Annotated in this window: 14 protein-coding genes; 4 read left to right on the top strand and 10 right to left on the bottom strand. The window is 64.2% G+C overall.

The features are described 5' to 3' along the window. Nucleotides 1-6: 6 nt before the first annotated feature. The 6 genes from ACM9HJ_RS24770 to ACM9HJ_RS24745 all read right to left on the bottom strand — a co-directional run bounded on the left by ACM9HJ_RS24770 (nt 7) and on the right by ACM9HJ_RS24745 (nt 4,210). Nucleotides 7-957, bottom strand: a complete 951-nt coding sequence (locus tag ACM9HJ_RS24770; RefSeq protein WP_416574462.1) for an MBL fold metallo-hydrolase — start codon at nt 955-957, stop codon at nt 7-9. Continuing rightward, the gene (locus ACM9HJ_RS24765; RefSeq protein WP_416574461.1) at nt 954-1,160 is read right to left on the bottom strand and encodes a DUF2783 domain-containing protein; all 207 of its coding nucleotides are present in this window, start codon (nt 1,158-1,160) and stop codon (nt 954-956) included. Before ACM9HJ_RS24765 ends, ACM9HJ_RS24770 begins: the two co-directional genes overlap by 4 nt. 17 nt (nt 1,161-1,177) lie before the next feature. Next, nucleotides 1,178-2,779 carry an FAD-dependent oxidoreductase gene (locus ACM9HJ_RS24760; RefSeq protein ID WP_416574460.1) on the bottom strand — a complete coding sequence of 534 codons (1,602 nt, stop codon included), beginning with the start codon at nt 2,777-2,779 and terminating at the stop codon, nt 1,178-1,180. A 103-nt stretch (nt 2,780-2,882) separates the two neighbouring features. Beyond that, nucleotides 2,883-3,311 (bottom strand): nuclear transport factor 2 family protein, encoded by a 429-nt coding sequence (locus ACM9HJ_RS24755; RefSeq protein WP_416574459.1) that lies wholly within the window; start codon nt 3,309-3,311, stop codon nt 2,883-2,885. Further along, a complete protein-coding gene (locus tag ACM9HJ_RS24750; RefSeq protein WP_416574458.1) occupies nt 3,308-3,700 on the bottom strand; it encodes a nuclear transport factor 2 family protein in 393 nt (130 codons plus the stop codon). The genes ACM9HJ_RS24755 and ACM9HJ_RS24750 overlap by 4 nt, the downstream gene beginning before the upstream one ends. A 21-nt stretch (nt 3,701-3,721) precedes the next feature. After that, nucleotides 3,722-4,210 (bottom strand): DUF3237 domain-containing protein, encoded by a 489-nt coding sequence (locus tag ACM9HJ_RS24745; protein ID WP_416574457.1) that lies wholly within the window; start codon nt 4,208-4,210, stop codon nt 3,722-3,724. A 158-nt stretch (nt 4,211-4,368) separates the two neighbouring features. Between ACM9HJ_RS24745 and ACM9HJ_RS24740 the strand changes: the two genes are divergently transcribed. Together ACM9HJ_RS24740 and ACM9HJ_RS24735 are read left to right on the top strand one after the other, a co-directional pair. Next, nucleotides 4,369-6,033, top strand: coding sequence for a CocE/NonD family hydrolase (locus ACM9HJ_RS24740; protein ID WP_416574456.1), 1,665 nt, complete (start codon nt 4,369-4,371; stop codon nt 6,031-6,033). A gap of 50 nt (nt 6,034-6,083) precedes the next feature. Next, nucleotides 6,084-6,566: a DUF3237 family protein gene (locus ACM9HJ_RS24735; RefSeq protein WP_416574455.1), complete on the top strand. Its 483-nt coding sequence runs from the start codon at nt 6,084-6,086 to the stop codon at nt 6,564-6,566. A 103-nt stretch (nt 6,567-6,669) separates the two neighbouring features. Here the strand turns inward: ACM9HJ_RS24735 and ACM9HJ_RS24730 are convergent, their stop codons facing one another. The 3 genes from ACM9HJ_RS24730 to ACM9HJ_RS24720 form a co-directional block, all read right to left on the bottom strand. Continuing rightward, the gene (locus tag ACM9HJ_RS24730) at nt 6,670-9,009 is read right to left on the bottom strand and encodes a TonB-dependent receptor (RefSeq protein ID WP_416574454.1); all 2,340 of its coding nucleotides are present in this window, start codon (nt 9,007-9,009) and stop codon (nt 6,670-6,672) included. Between the two features lie 134 nt (nt 9,010-9,143). Then, nucleotides 9,144-10,388, bottom strand: a complete 1,245-nt coding sequence (locus tag ACM9HJ_RS24725; protein WP_416574453.1) for an SGNH/GDSL hydrolase family protein — start codon at nt 10,386-10,388, stop codon at nt 9,144-9,146. A gap of 255 nt (nt 10,389-10,643) precedes the next feature. Continuing rightward, nucleotides 10,644-12,377 (bottom strand): tannase/feruloyl esterase family alpha/beta hydrolase, encoded by a 1,734-nt coding sequence (locus ACM9HJ_RS24720; protein WP_416574452.1) that lies wholly within the window; start codon nt 12,375-12,377, stop codon nt 10,644-10,646. Nucleotides 12,378-12,545: 168 nt separating this feature from the next. Here ACM9HJ_RS24720 and ACM9HJ_RS24715 point away from each other — a divergent pair, with 168 nt between their 5' ends. After that, nucleotides 12,546-13,556, top strand: coding sequence for a LacI family DNA-binding transcriptional regulator (locus ACM9HJ_RS24715; protein WP_416574451.1), 1,011 nt, complete (start codon nt 12,546-12,548; stop codon nt 13,554-13,556). 57 nt (nt 13,557-13,613) lie between these two features. Here the strand turns inward: ACM9HJ_RS24715 and ACM9HJ_RS24710 are convergent, their stop codons facing one another. Then, nucleotides 13,614-15,206, bottom strand: a complete 1,593-nt coding sequence (locus tag ACM9HJ_RS24710) for a sodium:solute symporter (protein WP_416574450.1) — start codon at nt 15,204-15,206, stop codon at nt 13,614-13,616. Nucleotides 15,207-15,611: 405 nt separating this feature from the next. Between ACM9HJ_RS24710 and ACM9HJ_RS24705 the strand changes: the two genes are divergently transcribed. After that, nucleotides 15,612-18,068 carry a TonB-dependent receptor domain-containing protein gene (locus ACM9HJ_RS24705; RefSeq protein WP_416574449.1) on the top strand — a complete coding sequence of 819 codons (2,457 nt, stop codon included), beginning with the start codon at nt 15,612-15,614 and terminating at the stop codon, nt 18,066-18,068. The last annotated feature ends 13 nt before the right edge of the window (nt 18,069-18,081 follow it).

Genomic DNA, 18,081 nt, shown 5'->3' with positions numbered 1-18,081 from the left:
TCTCCATCAGCCCCTCAGCAAGGCCCAGAGCGCCTGGTCGCGCTCGGCGGTCCAGGGGGTGGGATGCTCCCCGCCTTCCAACTGTTCCAGCATGCGCGCCACATCGAAGGGCAGCACATGGGCGAAGACCGGCCAGTCGCCATAAAGCGGGACCATGGTCTGCTCTGCCGCCTGGAAGCAGGATTTCAGGTCCGCCCCTTGCGCATGGGCATGGGCAACCACGTCGCGCAGGGCGGTCAGGAAGCCCTGGGTGGCCTCAATGGCACCCACCACCGCTTCACGCGACCGCAGGGCCGCCCCCCGGCCCGGCACCATGGTGGTGGCCGGCAGGTCGCGCAGCCGGGCCAGGGTGTCGATCCAGTCGGCGACATAGCCGTCGCCGGCATAGACACCGCAGCGGTTTTCCACCAGATCGCCGGAGAACAATACCCCGCAATCCGGTATCCAGCAGATGGAATCGCCCGCCGTATGTCCCCGTCCCAGATGCCGGAAATGCAGGTCGCGGTCGCCCAGACGCAGGGTCAGCCCCTGATCGAAAACCAGATCGGGCCAAGTCAGGCCGGGGATTTCCTCCACCCCCCGGAACAGGCGGGGGAAGCGCCGCACCTCGGACTCGAAATCGTCCGGCCCGCGTTCGGTGATCAGGTCCAATGTCGCCTGGCTGGCGATCAGGGCGGCCCCTTCAAAGGCAGACGCCCCCATCAGCCGTACCGCGTGGTAGTGGGACAGGAAGACATAGCGCACGGGCTTGTCGGTCACGCTGCGGATGGCGGCCAGCATCTCCCGTGCCAGGGCGGGCGTGGCGCGGGTGTCGATGGCGACGACATAGTCCGGGCCGACCACGAAGCCGCAATTGGGATCGAAATCGCTGATATAGCCATAGACGCCGCTGGCAAGTTCGACCAGTTGCGGTGTCTGCTGGGCATTGTCGGCGGCGGACGCAAAGGATTGGGTCACGGATCGTTCCTCCGTTGCGTGGCGGTATCCCGCGCTGTTTCAAGACAGGACAGCAGGACGTCCTGGTCGCCGACCTGATTGGCCAGCAGCAGGACAAGGCGGGCGTTGAGCGCGTGGCTATCCGCCGCCGGCAGCCCGGCATGGGTATCCAGCAGCGCCTCATAGAAGGCGTCGGGATCGGGTATGTTGGGGGTGGTGCGCATATCGTTTCCTCCCTGCGTCAGGTCCGGCCGGTGGCGCGCGCCAGGGCGCCGCGGACCTGTTCCGCATCGGCATCGGGCAAACGGGCGGCGAGGTGCAGATCGGGGCGGATCAGCAGTACCGCCCCCGGTGCCATGCCCAGCGCCCGCGCTTCATCGGCACCGACAGGCTGGACGTGTAGGGGCCAGCCCTCACGGGTCAGGTCCGAAAGGCCGCTGCCCAGCCCATTCTCCTCCTCATGCGGACACCAGAGGGCCAGGAGGCCGGCCCCGTCGCCGGGCAGCATTCCAGCAAGGGAATGGCTGCCCAGGGTCAGATTGGGCATGGCCTGTCCCGCATCGCCCGTGGTCAGGGGCGATGGCCCATAATGGTGGGGCACACACATGCGCCCGGTATTCAGCAGCAGGCGGGCAAAGTGATGACCGGCCGCCAGATCCATCACGGCGGTGCGGAACAGCCGCTCGATCTCCGTGCGTGGGGCCAGGAACCGGCCGGACCGGCGGGTCACGGCGATATTCTCCACCGCCGCCGGGCGCCGTTCGGCGTTGTAGCTGTCCAATAGCGTTTCGGGCGCCTGACCGTTCAGGACCAGTGTCAGCTTCCAGGCCAGGTTTTCCGCATCCTGAATGCCGCTATTGCCGCCACGCGCGCCGAACGGGCTTTTCACATGGGCCGCATCGCCGATGAAGAACACCTTTCCATGCCGGAAATCACCCATCAGCTGCGTGCGGTATGCATAGGCGCCGACCCAGATCAGATCGAATTCGACATCCGGCCCCAACTGATCGCGCAGCCGGGCTGCCGCCACCTCCGGCCGGCTGGCCTCGTTCGGGTCGGTATTGGGCAGCATCTGGTAATCCATGCGCCAGACGCCATCGGCCATCAGGTGTTGCCAGACCGCCCGGTTTTCATTGAACGGCGCCTCGACCCAGGTCCAGCGCTCGACCGGCAGATCCTTATGGAAGCGCACGTCGGAGATGCACCAGCGATCCTCCCCCAGTTCCCCGTGTGTCGGCAGGCCCAGGGATTGCCGCACGCGGCTGGCATGGCCCGAGGCGTCGATCACCCAGTCGGCTTCCAGGTTGTAGGCACCATCTGGCGTTTCCACGGTCAGGACGGCGCTATCCTCATCCTGCCGGATGCCGGTCACGCGGTTCTTCCAGCGCAGGTCCGTGCGCCCCAGTTCCCGGATACGGTCCACCAGGAACCATTCGACATAGAATTGCTGGATATTGATGAAGGGCGGCTGGGCGGACCGGCTGCCCTCGGCCAGATCGAACCGGTAGAGCGCATCCTGGCCGCGCAGCACCTTGCCGACGGACCAGGTCACTCCCTTGTCGCGGATGCGGTGGTAAATGCCCAGCCGGTCAAAAATCTCCAGGCTTTTCTGGGCGTAGCAGATGCCCCGGCTGGAGGCACCGCGCACGCCCACCGTGTCATCCTCGTCCAGAACGACAGCGGCAATACCCCGACTGGCCAGATCGCAGGCCAGCGTCAGGCCAGCCAGACCGGCACCAACAATCGCCACCCGATACCGGCGCCCGATACTTCCGGACAATTCCGGCGGCCGCACATAATCATAGACGGGCAGGTGATAGCCCGTGGGTGACAATCCGGTCACGTCCCCCTCCCGATCCTGGCGCCGGGTGTTTCCCCGGTTCGATGGGCCAACTATGCGGGTGGGAACGGGAAAGTGATGTCCCCCTTATAGGGGACGTGCGATGTCAGCGGCTGACGGGATCGTCGCGCCGTTTCCAGACCCGTTGGAACACGGTGGCGCGGATGCGGCTGAAACGCCCACGGTCGATATCGTAGAAGACGAAGCTGTTGATATACATCCGGTCGCCCTGGCGCATCGGCCCGGAGGTGAAATCGGGTATGTCGGTGACGGCCAGGAACTCCGATTCCAGCTCCGCCGCCAGCAGCGTTTCGCTGGCAAAGCAGTCCAACACCGTTATGGTGCGGCGGGTGACGCCGCGCACCCCGGTATAGAACCGCACGATCTCCTCCCGCCCACGCAACTCGCGGCCGCTGCCGATGGTCAGGCGGATATCGTCGGCGTAATAGGAACAGGCCGTTTCGAAATCACCCGCGTTGAAGGCCGCGATATAGCGGGTGAAGGCGGTGGTGGCGTCCGGCGAGTGCTGTGTCATGGGGCTGCCTTGTACGGGGCCGACCGGATGCGGGTGAAACGGCCGTCGGCCATGTCGAAGATCACGAAGCTGACGCCCGTCCGCCGCTCCCCCCTGGTCAGGGGGCCTGCCGGATGGTCGGGCACGTCTTCATGCGCCTGCAGGATCGACCCGATCTCCGCCGCGATGCGGCCCGGCCGATCGACATAGGCCAGCACCTCCAGCGTCCGCGTGACGAGGCCCTTGGAACGCCGGTGGAAATCCATCGCCGCGTCGGCGGATCGGTGGTCCGTCTGACCATCGGTGATGTGCAGGTCCGGAGCGTAGCAGGCGGCAATGCCGTCCAGATCATCGCGGTTGAGGGCGTCGATATAGTGGTTGAACCAGCGGCGCTGGCTGCTCTCGGTCATGGCTGGTGCTTCGTCACAAAGTCACAGCACCGCGTAATAGCGGAACAGCGAATGGTCGGGCTCGTCCTCCGGCTTCACCTTCGGCCGGCGCTGGCCCACGCCGACGATCACGGTACGGTTCAGCCATTCATGCGGCCCGTCCGGCGCCCGGAAATAAGGGGTGCAGCGGAAATAGGGCGTCAGTGGCGGATAACCCGGCCGTTGCAGGGGACCATGCACATAACCCAGGTTGCGGATATAGATCAGCGCCCCGTCATCGGCCTGGATCATGTAGTGCGCGTTCAGTTCGACCACGCCATCGGTGCGGACCACGGGCCAGTCGGCGCCGCTGTGATCGACCAGTTTGCCGTTCAGGCGCGGGCCGCTGACCGTGCATCCCTCCCCGACAGAGGTGTAGCCATGGTTGGGACCTCCCTGATGGATCGCCCCCGTCATCCAGCGGCGGTCGAAATTGATGCGGATGTCGAACACATGCTCGTGCCGCAGGGCCAGCGGATCATTGTCCGTCATGATGATGTCCTCCCGTCATTCATTGATAAATCAATATTATCATCGATCCGCCCTTGCAAGGGGGTGATTTTCAATTATGATGATTAATCAATAAATGACGGGTGGCCACCGCGACCGCCGCCCGAACAAAGCCGAAAAGACAAGGGACGGAGACGGGCATGCCCGATGCTTTCGAATTGAAGATGCTGCCGGGCCGGGACCCGGCGAAGAACCCCTACAAGCCGCCCCTGCCGCCGAAGGACTATGCGCGGATCGTGGAGGATGGCCTGGTTTTCGAACGCAATTTGCCGGTGGCGATGCGCGACGGCGTGACCATCTATGTCGACCTGTATCGCCCGGAGGGGGAGGCGGGTGAACGGAACCTGCCCGTGCTTCTGGCCTGGAGCCCCTATGGCAAGCATGGCAAGGCCGCCAATCTCTGGCCGCCGGCCGGGATCGAGGATGGGTGGAATTCCCGCCACACGGCGTTCGAGGCACCGGACCCCGCCTATTGGTGCCGTCACGGCTATGCCATCTGCTATCCCGATCCGCGCGGCGCCTGGCTTTCCGAAGGGGAACTGCGCCATAACGGTATCGGCGAGGGGGAGGATTGTTACGACCTGATCGAATGGCTGGGCGTGCAGCCCTGGTGCAATGGCAAGGTCGGGATGACGGGTGTCTCTTATCTCGCCTGTATCCAGTATCTGGTGGCGCCGCTGAAGCCGCCGCATCTGGCGGCGCTGAACCCCTGGGAAGGGTTTTCCGACTGGTACCGGGAATTCGCCTTTCATGGCGGCATCCGCGAGACCAACTTCATCGAACGCGCGACGATGAGCCTGAACTGGTCCACGACGCGCACCGAGGATACAGCCGGGAATGTGAAGGCCCATCCCCTGATCGATGCCTACTGGCAGAGTAAGGAACTGGACCTGGGGGCCATCGACCTGCCCACCTTCATCGTGGCCAGCTGGTCCGATCATGGCCTGCACACGCGCGGCACGCTGGAAGCGTACAAGCGGATCGCATCGGACCAGAAATGGCTGCTGGTGCATGGCCAGAAGAAATGGCGGCATTACTACGCACCGGAAAATGTCGAGCTGCAGCGCCGCTTCTTCGACCAGTTCCTGAAGGAGCAGGATAGCGGTGTCCTGCAATGGCCGTCGGTGCGTATCCAGGTACGCGAGGTCGGCAGCGACGGCCCCTTCCGGGATGAGGCGGCGTGGCCGCTGGTGCGCACCCTGTACCAGCCGCTTTATCTGGACGCGGCCGACGGCACCCTTGCACCGTCTCCCGCCGCGCGGGAGGCGGAAGCGCGCTACGATGCGATGACCGGGCGCACGACCTTTGACATGGTGTTCGACAAGGAAACGGAGTTGACCGGCCATTTCAAGCTGCGCCTGTGGGTGCAGGCGGACGGGGCCGATGACATGGACCTGTTCGTCGGGCTGGACAAGATCGACCGGTCGGGCGGGCGCGTGCCCTTCACCTTCTACGCGCTTTATGATGACGGGCCGCTGGCGCTGGGCTGGCTGCGCGCTTCCCACCGGGAACTGGACGTGGCCAGATCGAGCCCCTGGCAGCCCGTTCACTGCCATGAGAGGGAAGTGCCCCTGCCGGAGGGAACGCCGGTGCCGGTGGAGATCGAAATATGGCCTACATCCGTACGCTTCGCGGCGGGCGAGGGGCTGCGCCTGACCGTGCAGGGCCGCGACATCTACGACCATGATCCCTATGGCCTGGCCTTCGTGCGGCATGAGGATTTGCGCAATCAAGGACAGCATATGCTCCGCACAGGCGGTGCCTATGATTCCCATCTGCTGGTGCCCGTCATCCCGGCCGACTGAATTCACACCCTCCGGCGCCCCGATGGGTGCCCTGTTTGAAAGGACGAAACATGTCTGAACCCCATCCCTTTGCCCCGCGTTTTGAATATGCCTTTTCCATCGGCATCACGTTGACCAAGCCCCATTGGCTGCGTCCCACCACGATGGGGGCGACACGGGCCGCCATCTATGCGGCGGATGGCACCGTGGAGGGGCCTGGCATCAAGGGCCGTGTGGTGCCGATGAGCGGTGGCGACTGGCCGCTGCTGCGCCCTGATGGGGTGATCGATTTCGACGCGCGTTATCTGCTGGAACTCGAGGATGGCACGATCATCTATCTCCAGAACCGGGGATATCGCTGGGCTTATACGCCGGAGGTGGCGGAACGCATGTCCCGGAATGAACCCGTTGACCCGTCGGAATATTACATGCGCGTCTCACCGAAATTTGACGTTCCGGCGGGTCCATATGACTGGCTGGCCAAACATGTCTTTGTTGGCGTAGCGGAAAAGATTCCCGCTGCCAACCGCATCCACTACTTCAAGGTTCTGTAATACAAACCCACCTTGATTGGTTGCAATCAAGGTGGGTCTGGCATTCTTTGTCAGGCGCCGGTTGGCACGGATACCATCGGTCCGGTTTGACCACTGGTCATAATCAGAAGCTGGCGCCAACCCGCACGCCCATCGTGCGGCCGGGATTGTAGGTGGCGGTGGTCGAACTCCAGACGACGCTGACCTGGCTGGCTACGCGCTCATCTTCCAGATTGTTCACGAAGGCGTTGACGTAGAAACGCTGATCCGGGCTGTCCCAGCGCAGGTTGATATCCGTCTTCGTGTAGCTGTCGCTGATGCCCTGGACATAGTTGGCGCTGTCGGCATAGGTCCTGGACTGGACATAGAAATCGACGGCGGGCGTCAGGGTGCTGCCACCGGCCAGATCGAAGATATGCTCATAGCCCACCCGCGCGCTCCAGCGCGGGGCGTTGGCCAGGCGGTTGCCGGAGAAATCGGCGACGGCACTGGGGATCGGCGCGTAACCCAGGATGGGGGCGAAGATGTTGTACATGACATCGGCGCTGTGCATGTTGTCCGACGCGTTGGGGAAGGACGTGTACTTACCATCCAGGAACGAAACATAGGCCGACAAGCGATCATTGCGCGTGGGCCGGAACAAGGTTTCCAGCTCCACGCCCTTGATCTTCGCCTTGGCCGCGTTGGTGGTGACGGCGGTCGGCCCGCTGGCCGTGCTGATGACGCTGGAGACCTGCAGGTCCTTGTAGTCCATGTTGAAGAGGGTGGCCGACAGGAACAACCTGCGATCCAGCAGGTTGGCGCGCAGCCCGCCCTCGTAATTCGTCACCGTCTCCGGTTTGTAGCCGGTATAGGGCGCGGGGTTGGTGGAGGATTGCAGGCCGCCGGCACGATAGCCGGTGCTGACCGTGGCATAGCCCATCACCTCTTCGGTGATGTCATAGTCCAGGCCGGCCTTCCAGCTGATCTTGCTGAACTTTTCAGAGGCGCGGTTGCGGTCGTCGGAATAGCTGAGGCCGCCGGCCGGGCAGGTCGCATGGTCGATATTCTGCCGCGTGACGGTGCCGCCGAAGCAGACCAGTTCCTCCTGCCCGCCATGCACTGTGTCCCAGGTGGAGCGCACACCGGCCAGCAGGTGGAACCGGTCGGTCACGCGCAGGGTGCCCTGAGCGAACAGGGCCGTGGATTCACTGCCCCAGTCGCTGTAGGTGTTGACGACATCGACCGCGTTGATGGTGGAAATCTGCTTGCCGGTACCGGCGAACAGCGGGCCGAAGGCATTGAACACGCTGCCGAACGGGGCCGGCGCCGTGTTGCCGGCATGCAGCAGGCGCTGCCCCGACGGCTTGTCGTCCCAATAATAATAGGCGCCACCGACCAGGGAGAGCCTGTCGCTTTCGTAATTGATGTCGATCTCGTGCGAGCTGGATTCCTGGCGCAGGTCCAGATATTCCATGGAGAAGACGCCGGTGGTAGATTCCAGCGCGTCATTCTTCAGGACGGAGAAACCGCCGATATAGGTCGCCGTGACAGTGTCGGACATTTCCCAGGTCAGGCGCGTGCGGGCGGCATATTCCTGGATATCCTTGCGATTCTCCTTGACGTTCCCGATGCCGGGATTGGGCTCGTGGGTCTTGATGATCTCCACGGGCCCGAAGCTGCCGGTCGCCAGGTTGGCGTTGGGATAATTATTGTAGCTGGACAGGAAAATGAACGGCGTCGTCCCTTCATCCTCGCCATAGTTCAGCGACAGGCGCCAGGTAATATTGTCGGTCAGGTTCCACAGCGAGGTGAGGCGCAGGGACGTCTGGTCGGTCTTGTCGAAGCGCTCCGGCGCCGACAGGCGGGCATAGCGCCCGTCATTGACGCGGCGGAAGCCGGAGACGCGGACGGCCAGATCGTCATTGACGGGCAGGTCGGCATTCAGGCGGACCTGCAAATCCTGATGCGTGCCGTACTGCACGTCACCCGTTACGCCCAGATCGCGACCAGGGTCGGCGGTGTTGATGTTGACGACACCGGCGGTGGCGTTGCGGCCATGCACCGTGCCCTGCGGCCCGCGCAGCACCTCGATGGCGGCAATGTCGAACAGGCCCAGCGTCAGGGTGGTGGGGAAGGGGGCATAGATGCCATCGATCTGCGTTGCGACCGTGGAATAGCCGCTGAAGCCGTTATTGCTGCCGATGCCGCGCATGGCGAAGCCGTTCTGGCTGAATTGCAGGTTGGGCACGGTGGTGATCAGGTCGTCGGCCGAACTGATATTCTGCCGGTCCAGCGCGTCGGCGCTGAGGACGGAGATGGCGACGGGCGCCTTGGCCAGGGTTTCCTTGACCTTCTGCGCCGTCACGATGATCTCCGCCAGGACATCGTCACCCGTTTCGGCGGCCATCGCGGCCGGTGCGATCAGCAACGCGCTGGTTGACAGCATCAGTACGGTGCGGGCGGCCTTCCATGGATATTTCATTTCCCTTCCCCTTGTCTTTTGCTTGCGGCCGATCGGCCCGTTGTTTCAGTCGCTATTTGAAAACCAGGGCAGCAGGCTCCGTTCCCGCACCGGGGTGCGGGTTGGCACGTGCGGGGTGCGCTGCTGTCACTGCATCATTTCAGCAGGATGGACGCCGCCGCTTCCGCCATGGCGCGGTAACCCGCGTCGGACGGGTGCAGCTTGTCACCGCTGTCGAAAGCCGGTTTGATCATCTGCGGGTTGGCCGGATCGCGGAGTGCGGCGTCGAAATCGATGACGCTGTCGAACTCCCCGCTGTCGCGGATCCAGCGGTTCAGCTCCTGCCGGATCACTTCTTTCGCCGGCGTGGCATAGCCGGGGAACGGCGATCCCAGGAAGGGCGTCAGGGTGGCGCCATGGATTTTCAGCCCGCGCGCCTTGGCCCGGGCGATCAACTGGCGATAACCGGCGATCAGGTCGGCGGCCGTGACCGCCGGATGGTTGCCGGGGCCGCGCGGATTGGCCAGGCCGCTGAGGCCCAGATCGTTGATGCCTTCCAGCAGCACGATATCGGTGACGCCCGGTACCGACAGCGCATCCCGATCGAACCGGGCCAAGGCGGCCTCGCCCACCTCGTTGCGCAGCACTCGGTTGCCGCCGATGCCGGCATTGGCCACGGCGATCTGGGACAGGCCGCGCTGGCGCAGCAGGGCGGCGAACTGGTCCGGCCAGCCCCGCATCATCGGGTCCGTGGCGCCGGCCCCGTCGGTGATAGAGTCCCCGAAGGTGACGATGGTCCGCGCATCCCTGGCCGACCGGACCAGGATGGCCGATACGATCTCCCGCCCCGTCACCACCTGCGAACCGGCCAGCGTGCCGCTGACCGTCCGATCCGGTCCCGCCAGCACGTCTGCCACATGCAGCGGGTCGGCCTGCGGTACGGCCACGCCCTCCGGCAGATGAAGCGTGACATAGAGGATGGTGCCGGCCTTCACCGGCAGAAAAACAGGATCGCTCAGCAGCGGTGTGCCGGCCGGCATGCGGGCGGATGCGGCCCCGGCGAAGCTCAGCTTTTTCATCGACGCCGTATCGATACGCCCGGCGGCATCGGCCGGCGCGATGGTGGCTGCACCGATCTGGACATCCTTCGGCAATGTCTCCGCCGACAGTCGGATGCGCAGCGCATCCCCCTCAGCCGTGACGCGCATCTTATAGCGGACGGTGCCCTGGATTTCCGCCGGCGGACGCCAGAAATCGAAGGGCAGCTTTTCGACGGCCAGCGAAGGGCTGGATGCCCAGCTCTGTACCCAATTGCCGTCCGGTGCCGCCATGGCGCCCATGGCGGACAGCAGGACGATGGGGCACGCGGCCAGCCATCGGGTGAATATTCTGCGCTTCATGCTCATTCTCTCCCTGCTCACTGGAAGCTCTCTACGGCTTCCTTGGACCGGTGTGGTGCTGGCTTTCCGTCGATAGGAAGGCGGTGCCGGGCCTTTATCCGGGGCGTCCGAATTGTTCTTAGACATGATAATTCTCACGTATTGCAAACGATTGCAAATGCATTTTTGCTGTTCGGCGCCGCGGGCAGCCGGGGTGCTAAATCCGGCTGCCGCTGAAATGTATCCGCCATCGTTCCCTGTCGGCGAATGCCGGTCTCAAGGCGCCTGACAGGTGAAACTGTCGGCCGTCTCCACATTGCCCGTTCCCTTGTATCGGACCGTCGTGGGATAGGCGCAGAGGGGGCGCGTCCGGCCGGGCCAGGGTGACATTGGGCCGGCGGTACCGGTCAACTGATCCGGCGCCTTGCCATGTTCCACCCAGGCGACCAGGGAAGTGAAGGCGTCGATCCCGTCCGTTGCCGGGCCGCCCGCGCAATGGGCCATGCCTGGAACGGGGAAGACACGCACATTCTGCGCCGCCTTTCCGCCCGTGCGCTGATCGACCTCCCGCCACCAGGCCAGGGTGTCATTGACGGAAAAGACCGGGTCGGACACGCCATGCGGCACGATCATCCGGCCGCCACGCCGGGCAAAGGCGTCGATATCGGGCGACCGCGCGCCGATATCCGACCAGGCGGAGCGGGTGAAGGCGCCGCCCGCGGCATGGATTTTCGCTGCGTCGCGGTCGAAATCGAACGCCAGCGCATAATCCAGCGAACCGTTGAGGCCGGGTGCGGGAAGGGTGGGTGGCGTGGTGAAGATCATGGCCAGCGCCGGGGCGCCCATCATCACATTGATCGCGGGAATGCGCCCGTCGGCGGAGCCCAGCTTCCACACGCGCCATCCCATGTCGGCCCAGCCCGCGTCCCAGGGGAAGGGGGCGTAAAGCCCCTCACCCTTGCTGTTGCGTATCCCTTCCTGCACCCGGATCAGGGCACCGACCTGGGCAGCGCTCAGGCAGCCGGCCTGCTTGTCGCCGCTACAGACCGACCTTTTCAGGACCGGCACCACTTTCTGCGGGGTGCAGGCGGGATAGTTTCCGACCAGGCCGTCGGCCAGGCCATCATCGGCGTCGCAGGCGTCCAGCACGGCGCGGGTGACGAGCGCCAGATCGCCATCGCTGAAGCTGGCGGCCAGGCTGGCCGGGGTGACGGGTTTGGTGGCGATGGCAGCCAGGCTCTGCGTGTCCCAAACCTCCGCCATGGCGGCGCGGGGCAGCGACATGCCGGGGGCGGCGGCCACGATGCCATCGAACAGGTCGGGATAGCGCTGCGCCGCCATCATCCCTTCCTGTCCGCCCTTGGAGCAGCCGGCGAAATAGCTGTAGCGCGGGTTCGCGGCATAGAAGGCGCCGATCAGCGTCTTGGCAGCCCCCACGGCCAGGGGTAGCGAGGTGCCGCCATAGTCGGCGCGCGCCTGCGGATCGAAGCCGAAAGCCGGCGCACCGCCCCGCTCCGGCGCGGCATTGACGGCATTGTCATGGCCGGAATCCTGCGACAGCACGGCATAGCCATCGGCCAGGGCCGGCGCAGCCGGTCCCATGCGGCCCAGCGCGTCGCCCAGTTCTCCATTGGTGCCGCCACCGCCCTGCATCAGGAAGCGCCGGTTCCAGGAAGCGGGTAGGCGCAGATGGAAACGGATGGCATAGGGCTGCCCGTCGATCCCCGTCCGTTCCTGCATGATGCCGACGATCTCGCAATGGGCGGGCAGTTGCGGCGGCGGTCCGGGGGGCGGACCCATCGGGTTGGGCGGCGGCAGTTTCGCCGGTCCCGCCGTGTGATAGTCCGCCGACAGGATGCGCGCACCATCATCCTTCCAGCCCGCCAGGGCGGCACAGCGGCCGGCGCGATCGGCCCGTGTCAGGGGCGAGGCGGGGGCCGTCTGTCCCCAGGCGGCTGGGGCGACCAACAGGGCGACGCTGGCGACACCCCACAACAAGAAACGCTTCATCGGATTTCCTTTCCCGTCAAACCGGACTTTGGTTTCGTTGACCCTGCTTTGTTATGTGACATTGCAATCTGCACTCTGTCGATGGTCATGGCCCCTGTGGGATTGGCGCCGCAGCGTGCCCTCTGTTAGCTTGGCCGCCGGTTGGGTTTCAGCAGGGCGGCATGGGGCATGGCGGCACCGATCAAGATGGCGGACATCGCCCGTATGGCGGGTGTGTCGGTTTCCACCGTGTCCCGGGCACTGGCCGGCAGCACCCTGGTGCCGCAGGCCAAGCGGGAGGAGATTCTGGCGCTGGCCCAGGCGCAGGGCTATGTCATCAATGAACAGGCCCGCAATCTGCGCCTGAAGAAGACCCGGACCATCGGCGTCGTCATTCCGCTGGGGCACGAGGTCGGGCAGCTGATCTCCGATCCGTTCTTCATCGAATTGCTGGGCCGGCTGGCCGATGAGATCACGGCCCGCGACTATAATGTATTGCTGACCAAGGTTGCCCGGCCAGAGCCCGGCTGGCAGGACCGGCTGATCCAGTCGCAGAAGGCCGACGGGCTGATTGTTATCGGGCAGAGCGACCAGCACGAGGCCCTGAACGCAGTGGCCCGCGATTACCTGCCGCTGGTGGTCTGGGGCGCGCATCTGCCCAGCCAGCTCTATTGCTCGGTCGGGTCGGACAATATCGGTGGCGCGCGGCTGGCCGTCGATCACCTGTTGAAACTGGGGCGCCGGCGCATCGCCTTCCTGGGGGTGCCCGACCTGCCGGAGGTGGGCTTGCGCTATCAGGGCTATCGCCGGGCGCTTTCCGCCGCCGGCATCGCGGAGGATGCCGCCCTCCTGGCGCCGGCGCATTTCACCGTCGATACCGCCTATGACACGGTGCGCGGCCTGATCGACAGCAAGGTTGCGTTCGACGCGATTTTCGCCGTATCGGACGTGATCGCCATCGCCGCCATCAAGGCCCTGAATGCCGCGGGCCTGCGTGTGCCCGACGATGTGGCCATCGTCGGCTTCGATGACATCACCATCGCCGCCTATGTCAGCCCGCCCCTGACCAGTGTGCGCCAGGATCTGGCGCGCGGGGCCAAGGTGATGGTGGACCTGCTGTTCCGCCGCATGGAGGGGGAGAATACGCCGTCCGCCACCATGCCGGCGGAACTGGTCATCCGCAAATCGTGCGGCGCCTGAGTTCCACCTGCCGGATGCTGCTGACGGCATGGCGGGGCCCTTCCGCACACCTGCGCGTCAGCGGAAGACCCAGACGATGATGCCGGTCAGCACCAGCAGGGCCGCCGCCTGCACCCGATAATTCTGCCAGAGCGGCTGCCCCCGGAGGGACCGCGTTTCCGCATTGAAATCGGCGCGTGTCCACATCAGCGTTTGGGTCTTGGCGACATCGGGCGGAGATGTGGCCAGACTGGCGATCACAATGGAAGCCAGCGACAGCGCGAACAGCAATGTGGCCGCCAGCAGGAAATGCAGGTGGATAGTGCCGGCAATCTGCACGCCGTGAAACAGGTATCCACCGGCCAGCAGACCGACGATCACCCCCGCCCGCGCGCCTGCGACATTGGCGCGGCGCCAGAAGATGCCGGCCAGGAACAGGGCCACCACGGGCGGCACCGCGTAGGCCAGGATCGCCTGCAGGTACTGCCACAGCGTGTCGGTCATGCTTTCCACCACGGGGACCCAGGCCACCGACAGGACCATGAAGCACAGGGTCGCGATGCGCCCGATGCGGACAAGGGCGGCCTGGGATACGTCCGGATTGAACCGGCGCACGAAATCCATGGTCACCAGGGTGGAGGCGGAATTGAAGGTGCTGGCGATCGACGACATGATGGCTGCCAGGAACCCCGCCACCACGATGCCGATGATACCCACGGGCAGCAGGTCGAAGATCAGGGTGGGATAGACCAGGTCCGGACGGTCCAGGTCGGGATAGATCAGGATGGCGGCAGAGCCCGGCAGCACCATCAGGAACAGCACCGGCAGCTTCAGCAGCCCAGCGAACAGGCTGCCCCAGCGGCCATGGTTCAGATCCTTGGCGGACAGGACCCGCTGCACCATGAACTGGTTGGTGCACCAGAAATAAAGCCCGATCAGCGGCACGCCGGAAATCAGGCCGGTCCAGGGCATGGTCTCGTCCCCGGTGGGGCGGATCAGGCTCATCTTCTGTGCATCCACACCGGCCATCACGGCATCCCAGCCCCCGGCCTTGTCAAAGGCGAAGATGGCCACGAACACCGACGCCCCGCACAGGATCACCGCCTGCACCACTTCCGTCACCAGCACTGCCTTCAATCCGCCCGCCGCCGTGTAGGCACCGGCCGCCAGGGCCAGCAGGCCCGCGATCTGCCACAAGGGCACATCGGGGAAGATCAGCTTGAACATCAGGGCCCCACCGAACAGCGTGCCGGCCGTGTCCACGACGATGTTCAGGAAGATGGTCAGGCCCGAGAAGTAGAGCCGGATGGAGCCGTCGAAGCGGCGTTCCAGGAATTCCGGCATCGTATAGACTTGGCTGCGCAGGATCACGGGCAGCAGGAACAGGCAGAAGAAGACCAGCACGACGCTGGCCATCCATTCATAGTTATAGACGGCAATGCCTGTGGCATAGGCCGCCCCCGCCAACCCGATCAGGGTGGTCGACGAGATGTTGGAGGCCAGCAGCGCCAGTCCGATGGTGGGCCAGGTGGAACTGCGTGCGGCCAGGAAATAGTCCGTGGCCGTCTTCGACTGCCGCGAGGCAAAAAGCCCCAGCACCACGATGGCGACCAGATAAAGCCCGATAATGGCGGCATCCAGCCCCGATAGCTGACCGAACCCTTGCGGCATGGTGCACATTCTCCCCGGATTGGATTATGAGGCGGTGTGTTCCGCCCGCTATTGGGAGGCACTATACGCGTGGCTTTCCACATTTGCAAACGATTGCAGAGCCCCGTATAGCGAGAGGCGTCGGGAGGGGCGCTCTGAATTTTGCCCTACAAACGATTGTATCATAAAAGTCACGCTTTGCGTCGCGGCTTGCCCCGAAGTCCTTGAGAATCCTCATTCGCTGCCATGGATGCGTCGAAAATCCCCCCATATTTGATAGCGACTGTCGCAAAGTGCATGAGAAGATGCTTGCAAACGATTGCAATCCGCCTATCATCATCTCAGAAACAAGGGTGTCGGTTAACAGCACCCGATTAATGGCCGAACCGGCTCTAAAGGGAGAGAACCCAGATGAAATGCACTTTGATGCGTGCGTCCGCCATGGGCGCGGCGCTGGCGGCGTTCAGCCTGTCGATGGTCCATGCCCAGGAGAACCAGGTCGCACAGGCGGCGCCCCAGGCCGAGGCGCCCGTCCCCAGCGACGATCTGCAACTGGAGGAAATCGTGGTGACCGCCGTGGTCAGCCAGACCTCCAAGATGCGCAGCTCGGTCTCCGTATCCGCCCTGTCAGCTGACGATCTGTTGCAGTCCGCGCCGCGCAGCACGGCGGAGATTTTCCGCAATATCCCCGGTGTCCGCTCTGAATCGACGGGTGGCGAGGGTAATGCCAATATCGCCGTCCGGGGCCTGCCCGTGGCGGCCGGTGGCGCCAAATTCCTGCAATTGCATGAAGACGGCCTGCCCGTCATGGAATTCGGCGATATCGCCTTCGGTAACGCCGATATCTTCCTGCGGGCCGACAGCAACGTGGCGCGGGTGGAGGCCATCCGTGGCGGTTCGGCCAGCACGCTGGCCAGCAACTCGCCGGGGGGCGTGATCAACTTCATCTCCAAGACCGGCGACAGGGAAGGCGGCAGCTTCGCCCTTACACGCGGCCTGGACTACGACACGACGCGGGGTGATTTCGAATTCGGTGGCGCCATCGGCGACAATTGGACCGCCCATATCGGCGGTTTCTACCGCGAGGGCGAGGGCGTCCGGAATGCCGACTACAACGCGGAGAGCGGTGGCCAGATCAAGGCCAACCTGACCCGCAAGTTCGAGAACGGCTATGCGCGGGTCTATTTCAAATATCTGAATGATCGCGCCATTTCCTATGCGCCGCAGCCCACGCTGGTCAGTGGCACCAACAGCGATCCCAAGATCCGCTCCGTGCCCAATTTCTCCCTGCTGACCGACAGCCTGCACACGCCGAACTTCCTGACCAATGTCGGCCTGGACGGGGACAACAATGTCCGCACCAGCAGCCTGAAAGACGGGATGCACCCCGTCTCCACCGTTGTGGGTGGGGAGTTCAGGTTCGATCTTGCCGATGGATGGGCCGTCGCCAACAAGCTGCGCGTGGCTGATACGTCAGGGCGTTTCATCACTCCGTTCCCGCAGGAAGTGATGGGCGCGCAGGCACTCGCTGCCGCCATCGGCGGGACCGGCGCCACCCTGCGCTATACGGACGGTTCCTCCATCGGCACGCCGTCGGCCCTGAACGGCAACGGCTTGGCCACGCGCATTGCGCTGTTCGATGTGGAGATCAACGATTTCTCCAATCTGGCCAACGATCTCAAGCTGACCAAGTCCATCGTCAGCGGCGACAGCACCATCGATCTGACGGCCGGTTACTACAAGGCCCGCCAGAATATCGAGATGGACTGGCTGTGGAACACCTATGTCATGGATGTGAAGGGCCGGGACGGTCATCTGCTGGACGTCTATAACGCGGTGGGGCAGAAGCTGACCAGCAATGGCCTGCTGGCCTATGGCGTGCCGCTGTGGGGTAATTGCTGCACCCGCCGCTATGACGCGCAGTATGATATCGACGCGCCCTATGTGTCGGCGGCGTGGGAAATGGGGGAGTGGAACCTGGACGCCTCGCTGCGCCGGGATGAGGGGAAGGCGCGGGGCCATTACATCGCCAGCCGTCAGGCCCAGGTCGATGTGAACCGCGATGGCGCCATCTCCGTCCCCGAACAGTCGGTATCGGTGATCGACAGCGCCAATCCTCAGCCCGTCAATTATGATTGGGGCTACTGGTCCTGGTCGGTGGGTGCGAACTATATGATCGATCCCGATCTTGCCGCCTTTGCCCGCGTCAGCCAGGGCGGCCGCGCCAATGCCGACCGTCTGCTGTTCGGTCGTCTGCGGGCCGACGGGTCGGTCGCCAAGCAGGATGCGGTCGATATGGTCGATCAGTATGAGGCGGGCGTGAAATGGCGAGGCGAGGATGTCAGCGTCTTCGCCACCGCCTTCTATGCCAAGACCCAGGAACAGAATTTCGAGGCGACCAGCCAGCGCTTCTTCGACCGTACCTACACGGCCAAGGGCATCGAGCTGGAAGCCACCTACCGCTACGAAGGTTTCCTGCTGAGCGGTGGTGCCACCTGGACCGATGCGGAGATTTCCAAGGACGCGCTGACCCCGGCGGTCAAGGGCAACACGCCCCGCCGTCAGGCCAAGCTGATCTATCAGCTGACACCTTCCTACAGCTATGAGGGCTATACGCTGGGCGCCAACATCATCGGCACCACCAAGTCCTATGCGCAGGACAATAACGAGCTGGTGATGCCCGGCTATGCCCAGGTGAACCTGTTCGCCGATGCCGCCATCACTGATGGCCTGTCGCTGTCCATCAATGTCAACAACCTGTTCAACGCCAAGGGTTTGACGGAAGCTGAAGAAGGCTCCATCACCAATGGCATCGACAACATCATCCGCGCCCGCTCCATCAACGGACGCACCAGCACTGCCACGCTGAAATACAGCTTCTGACGTGGCGCCCGGC

It is taken from the genome of Niveispirillum sp. KHB5.9, assembly GCF_048066115.1.
Lineage (GTDB): Bacteria > Pseudomonadota > Alphaproteobacteria > Azospirillales > Azospirillaceae > Niveispirillum.
The sequence above is the reverse complement of the archived record's forward strand: the minus strand, read 5'-3'. Positions and strand labels throughout refer to the sequence as shown.

What these genes read in the sequence shown, in the direction of transcription:
- ACM9HJ_RS24765 (WP_416574461.1), bottom strand. Translation starts at nt 1,160, where the DNA reads ATGCGCACCACCCCCAACATACCCGATCCCGACGCCTTCTATGAGGCG.
- ACM9HJ_RS24755 (WP_416574459.1), bottom strand. Translation starts at nt 3,311, where the DNA reads ATGACACAGCACTCGCCGGACGCCACCACCGCCTTCACCCGCTATATC.
- ACM9HJ_RS24750 (WP_416574458.1), bottom strand. Translation starts at nt 3,700, where the DNA reads ATGACCGAGAGCAGCCAGCGCCGCTGGTTCAACCACTATATCGACGCC.
- ACM9HJ_RS24745 (WP_416574457.1), bottom strand. Translation starts at nt 4,210, where the DNA reads ATGACGGACAATGATCCGCTGGCCCTGCGGCACGAGCATGTGTTCGAC.
- ACM9HJ_RS24740 (WP_416574456.1), top strand. Translation starts at nt 4,369, where the DNA reads ATGCCCGATGCTTTCGAATTGAAGATGCTGCCGGGCCGGGACCCGGCG.
- ACM9HJ_RS24735 (WP_416574455.1), top strand. Translation starts at nt 6,084, where the DNA reads ATGTCTGAACCCCATCCCTTTGCCCCGCGTTTTGAATATGCCTTTTCC.
- ACM9HJ_RS24730 (WP_416574454.1), bottom strand. Translation starts at nt 9,009, where the DNA reads ATGAAATATCCATGGAAGGCCGCCCGCACCGTACTGATGCTGTCAACC.
- ACM9HJ_RS24725 (WP_416574453.1), bottom strand. Translation starts at nt 10,388, where the DNA reads ATGAAGCGCAGAATATTCACCCGATGGCTGGCCGCGTGCCCCATCGTC.
- ACM9HJ_RS24720 (WP_416574452.1), bottom strand. Translation starts at nt 12,377, where the DNA reads ATGAAGCGTTTCTTGTTGTGGGGTGTCGCCAGCGTCGCCCTGTTGGTC.
- ACM9HJ_RS24715 (WP_416574451.1), top strand. Translation starts at nt 12,546, where the DNA reads ATGGCGGCACCGATCAAGATGGCGGACATCGCCCGTATGGCGGGTGTG.
- ACM9HJ_RS24710 (WP_416574450.1), bottom strand. Translation starts at nt 15,206, where the DNA reads ATGCCGCAAGGGTTCGGTCAGCTATCGGGGCTGGATGCCGCCATTATC.
- ACM9HJ_RS24705 (WP_416574449.1), top strand. Translation starts at nt 15,612, where the DNA reads ATGCGTGCGTCCGCCATGGGCGCGGCGCTGGCGGCGTTCAGCCTGTCG.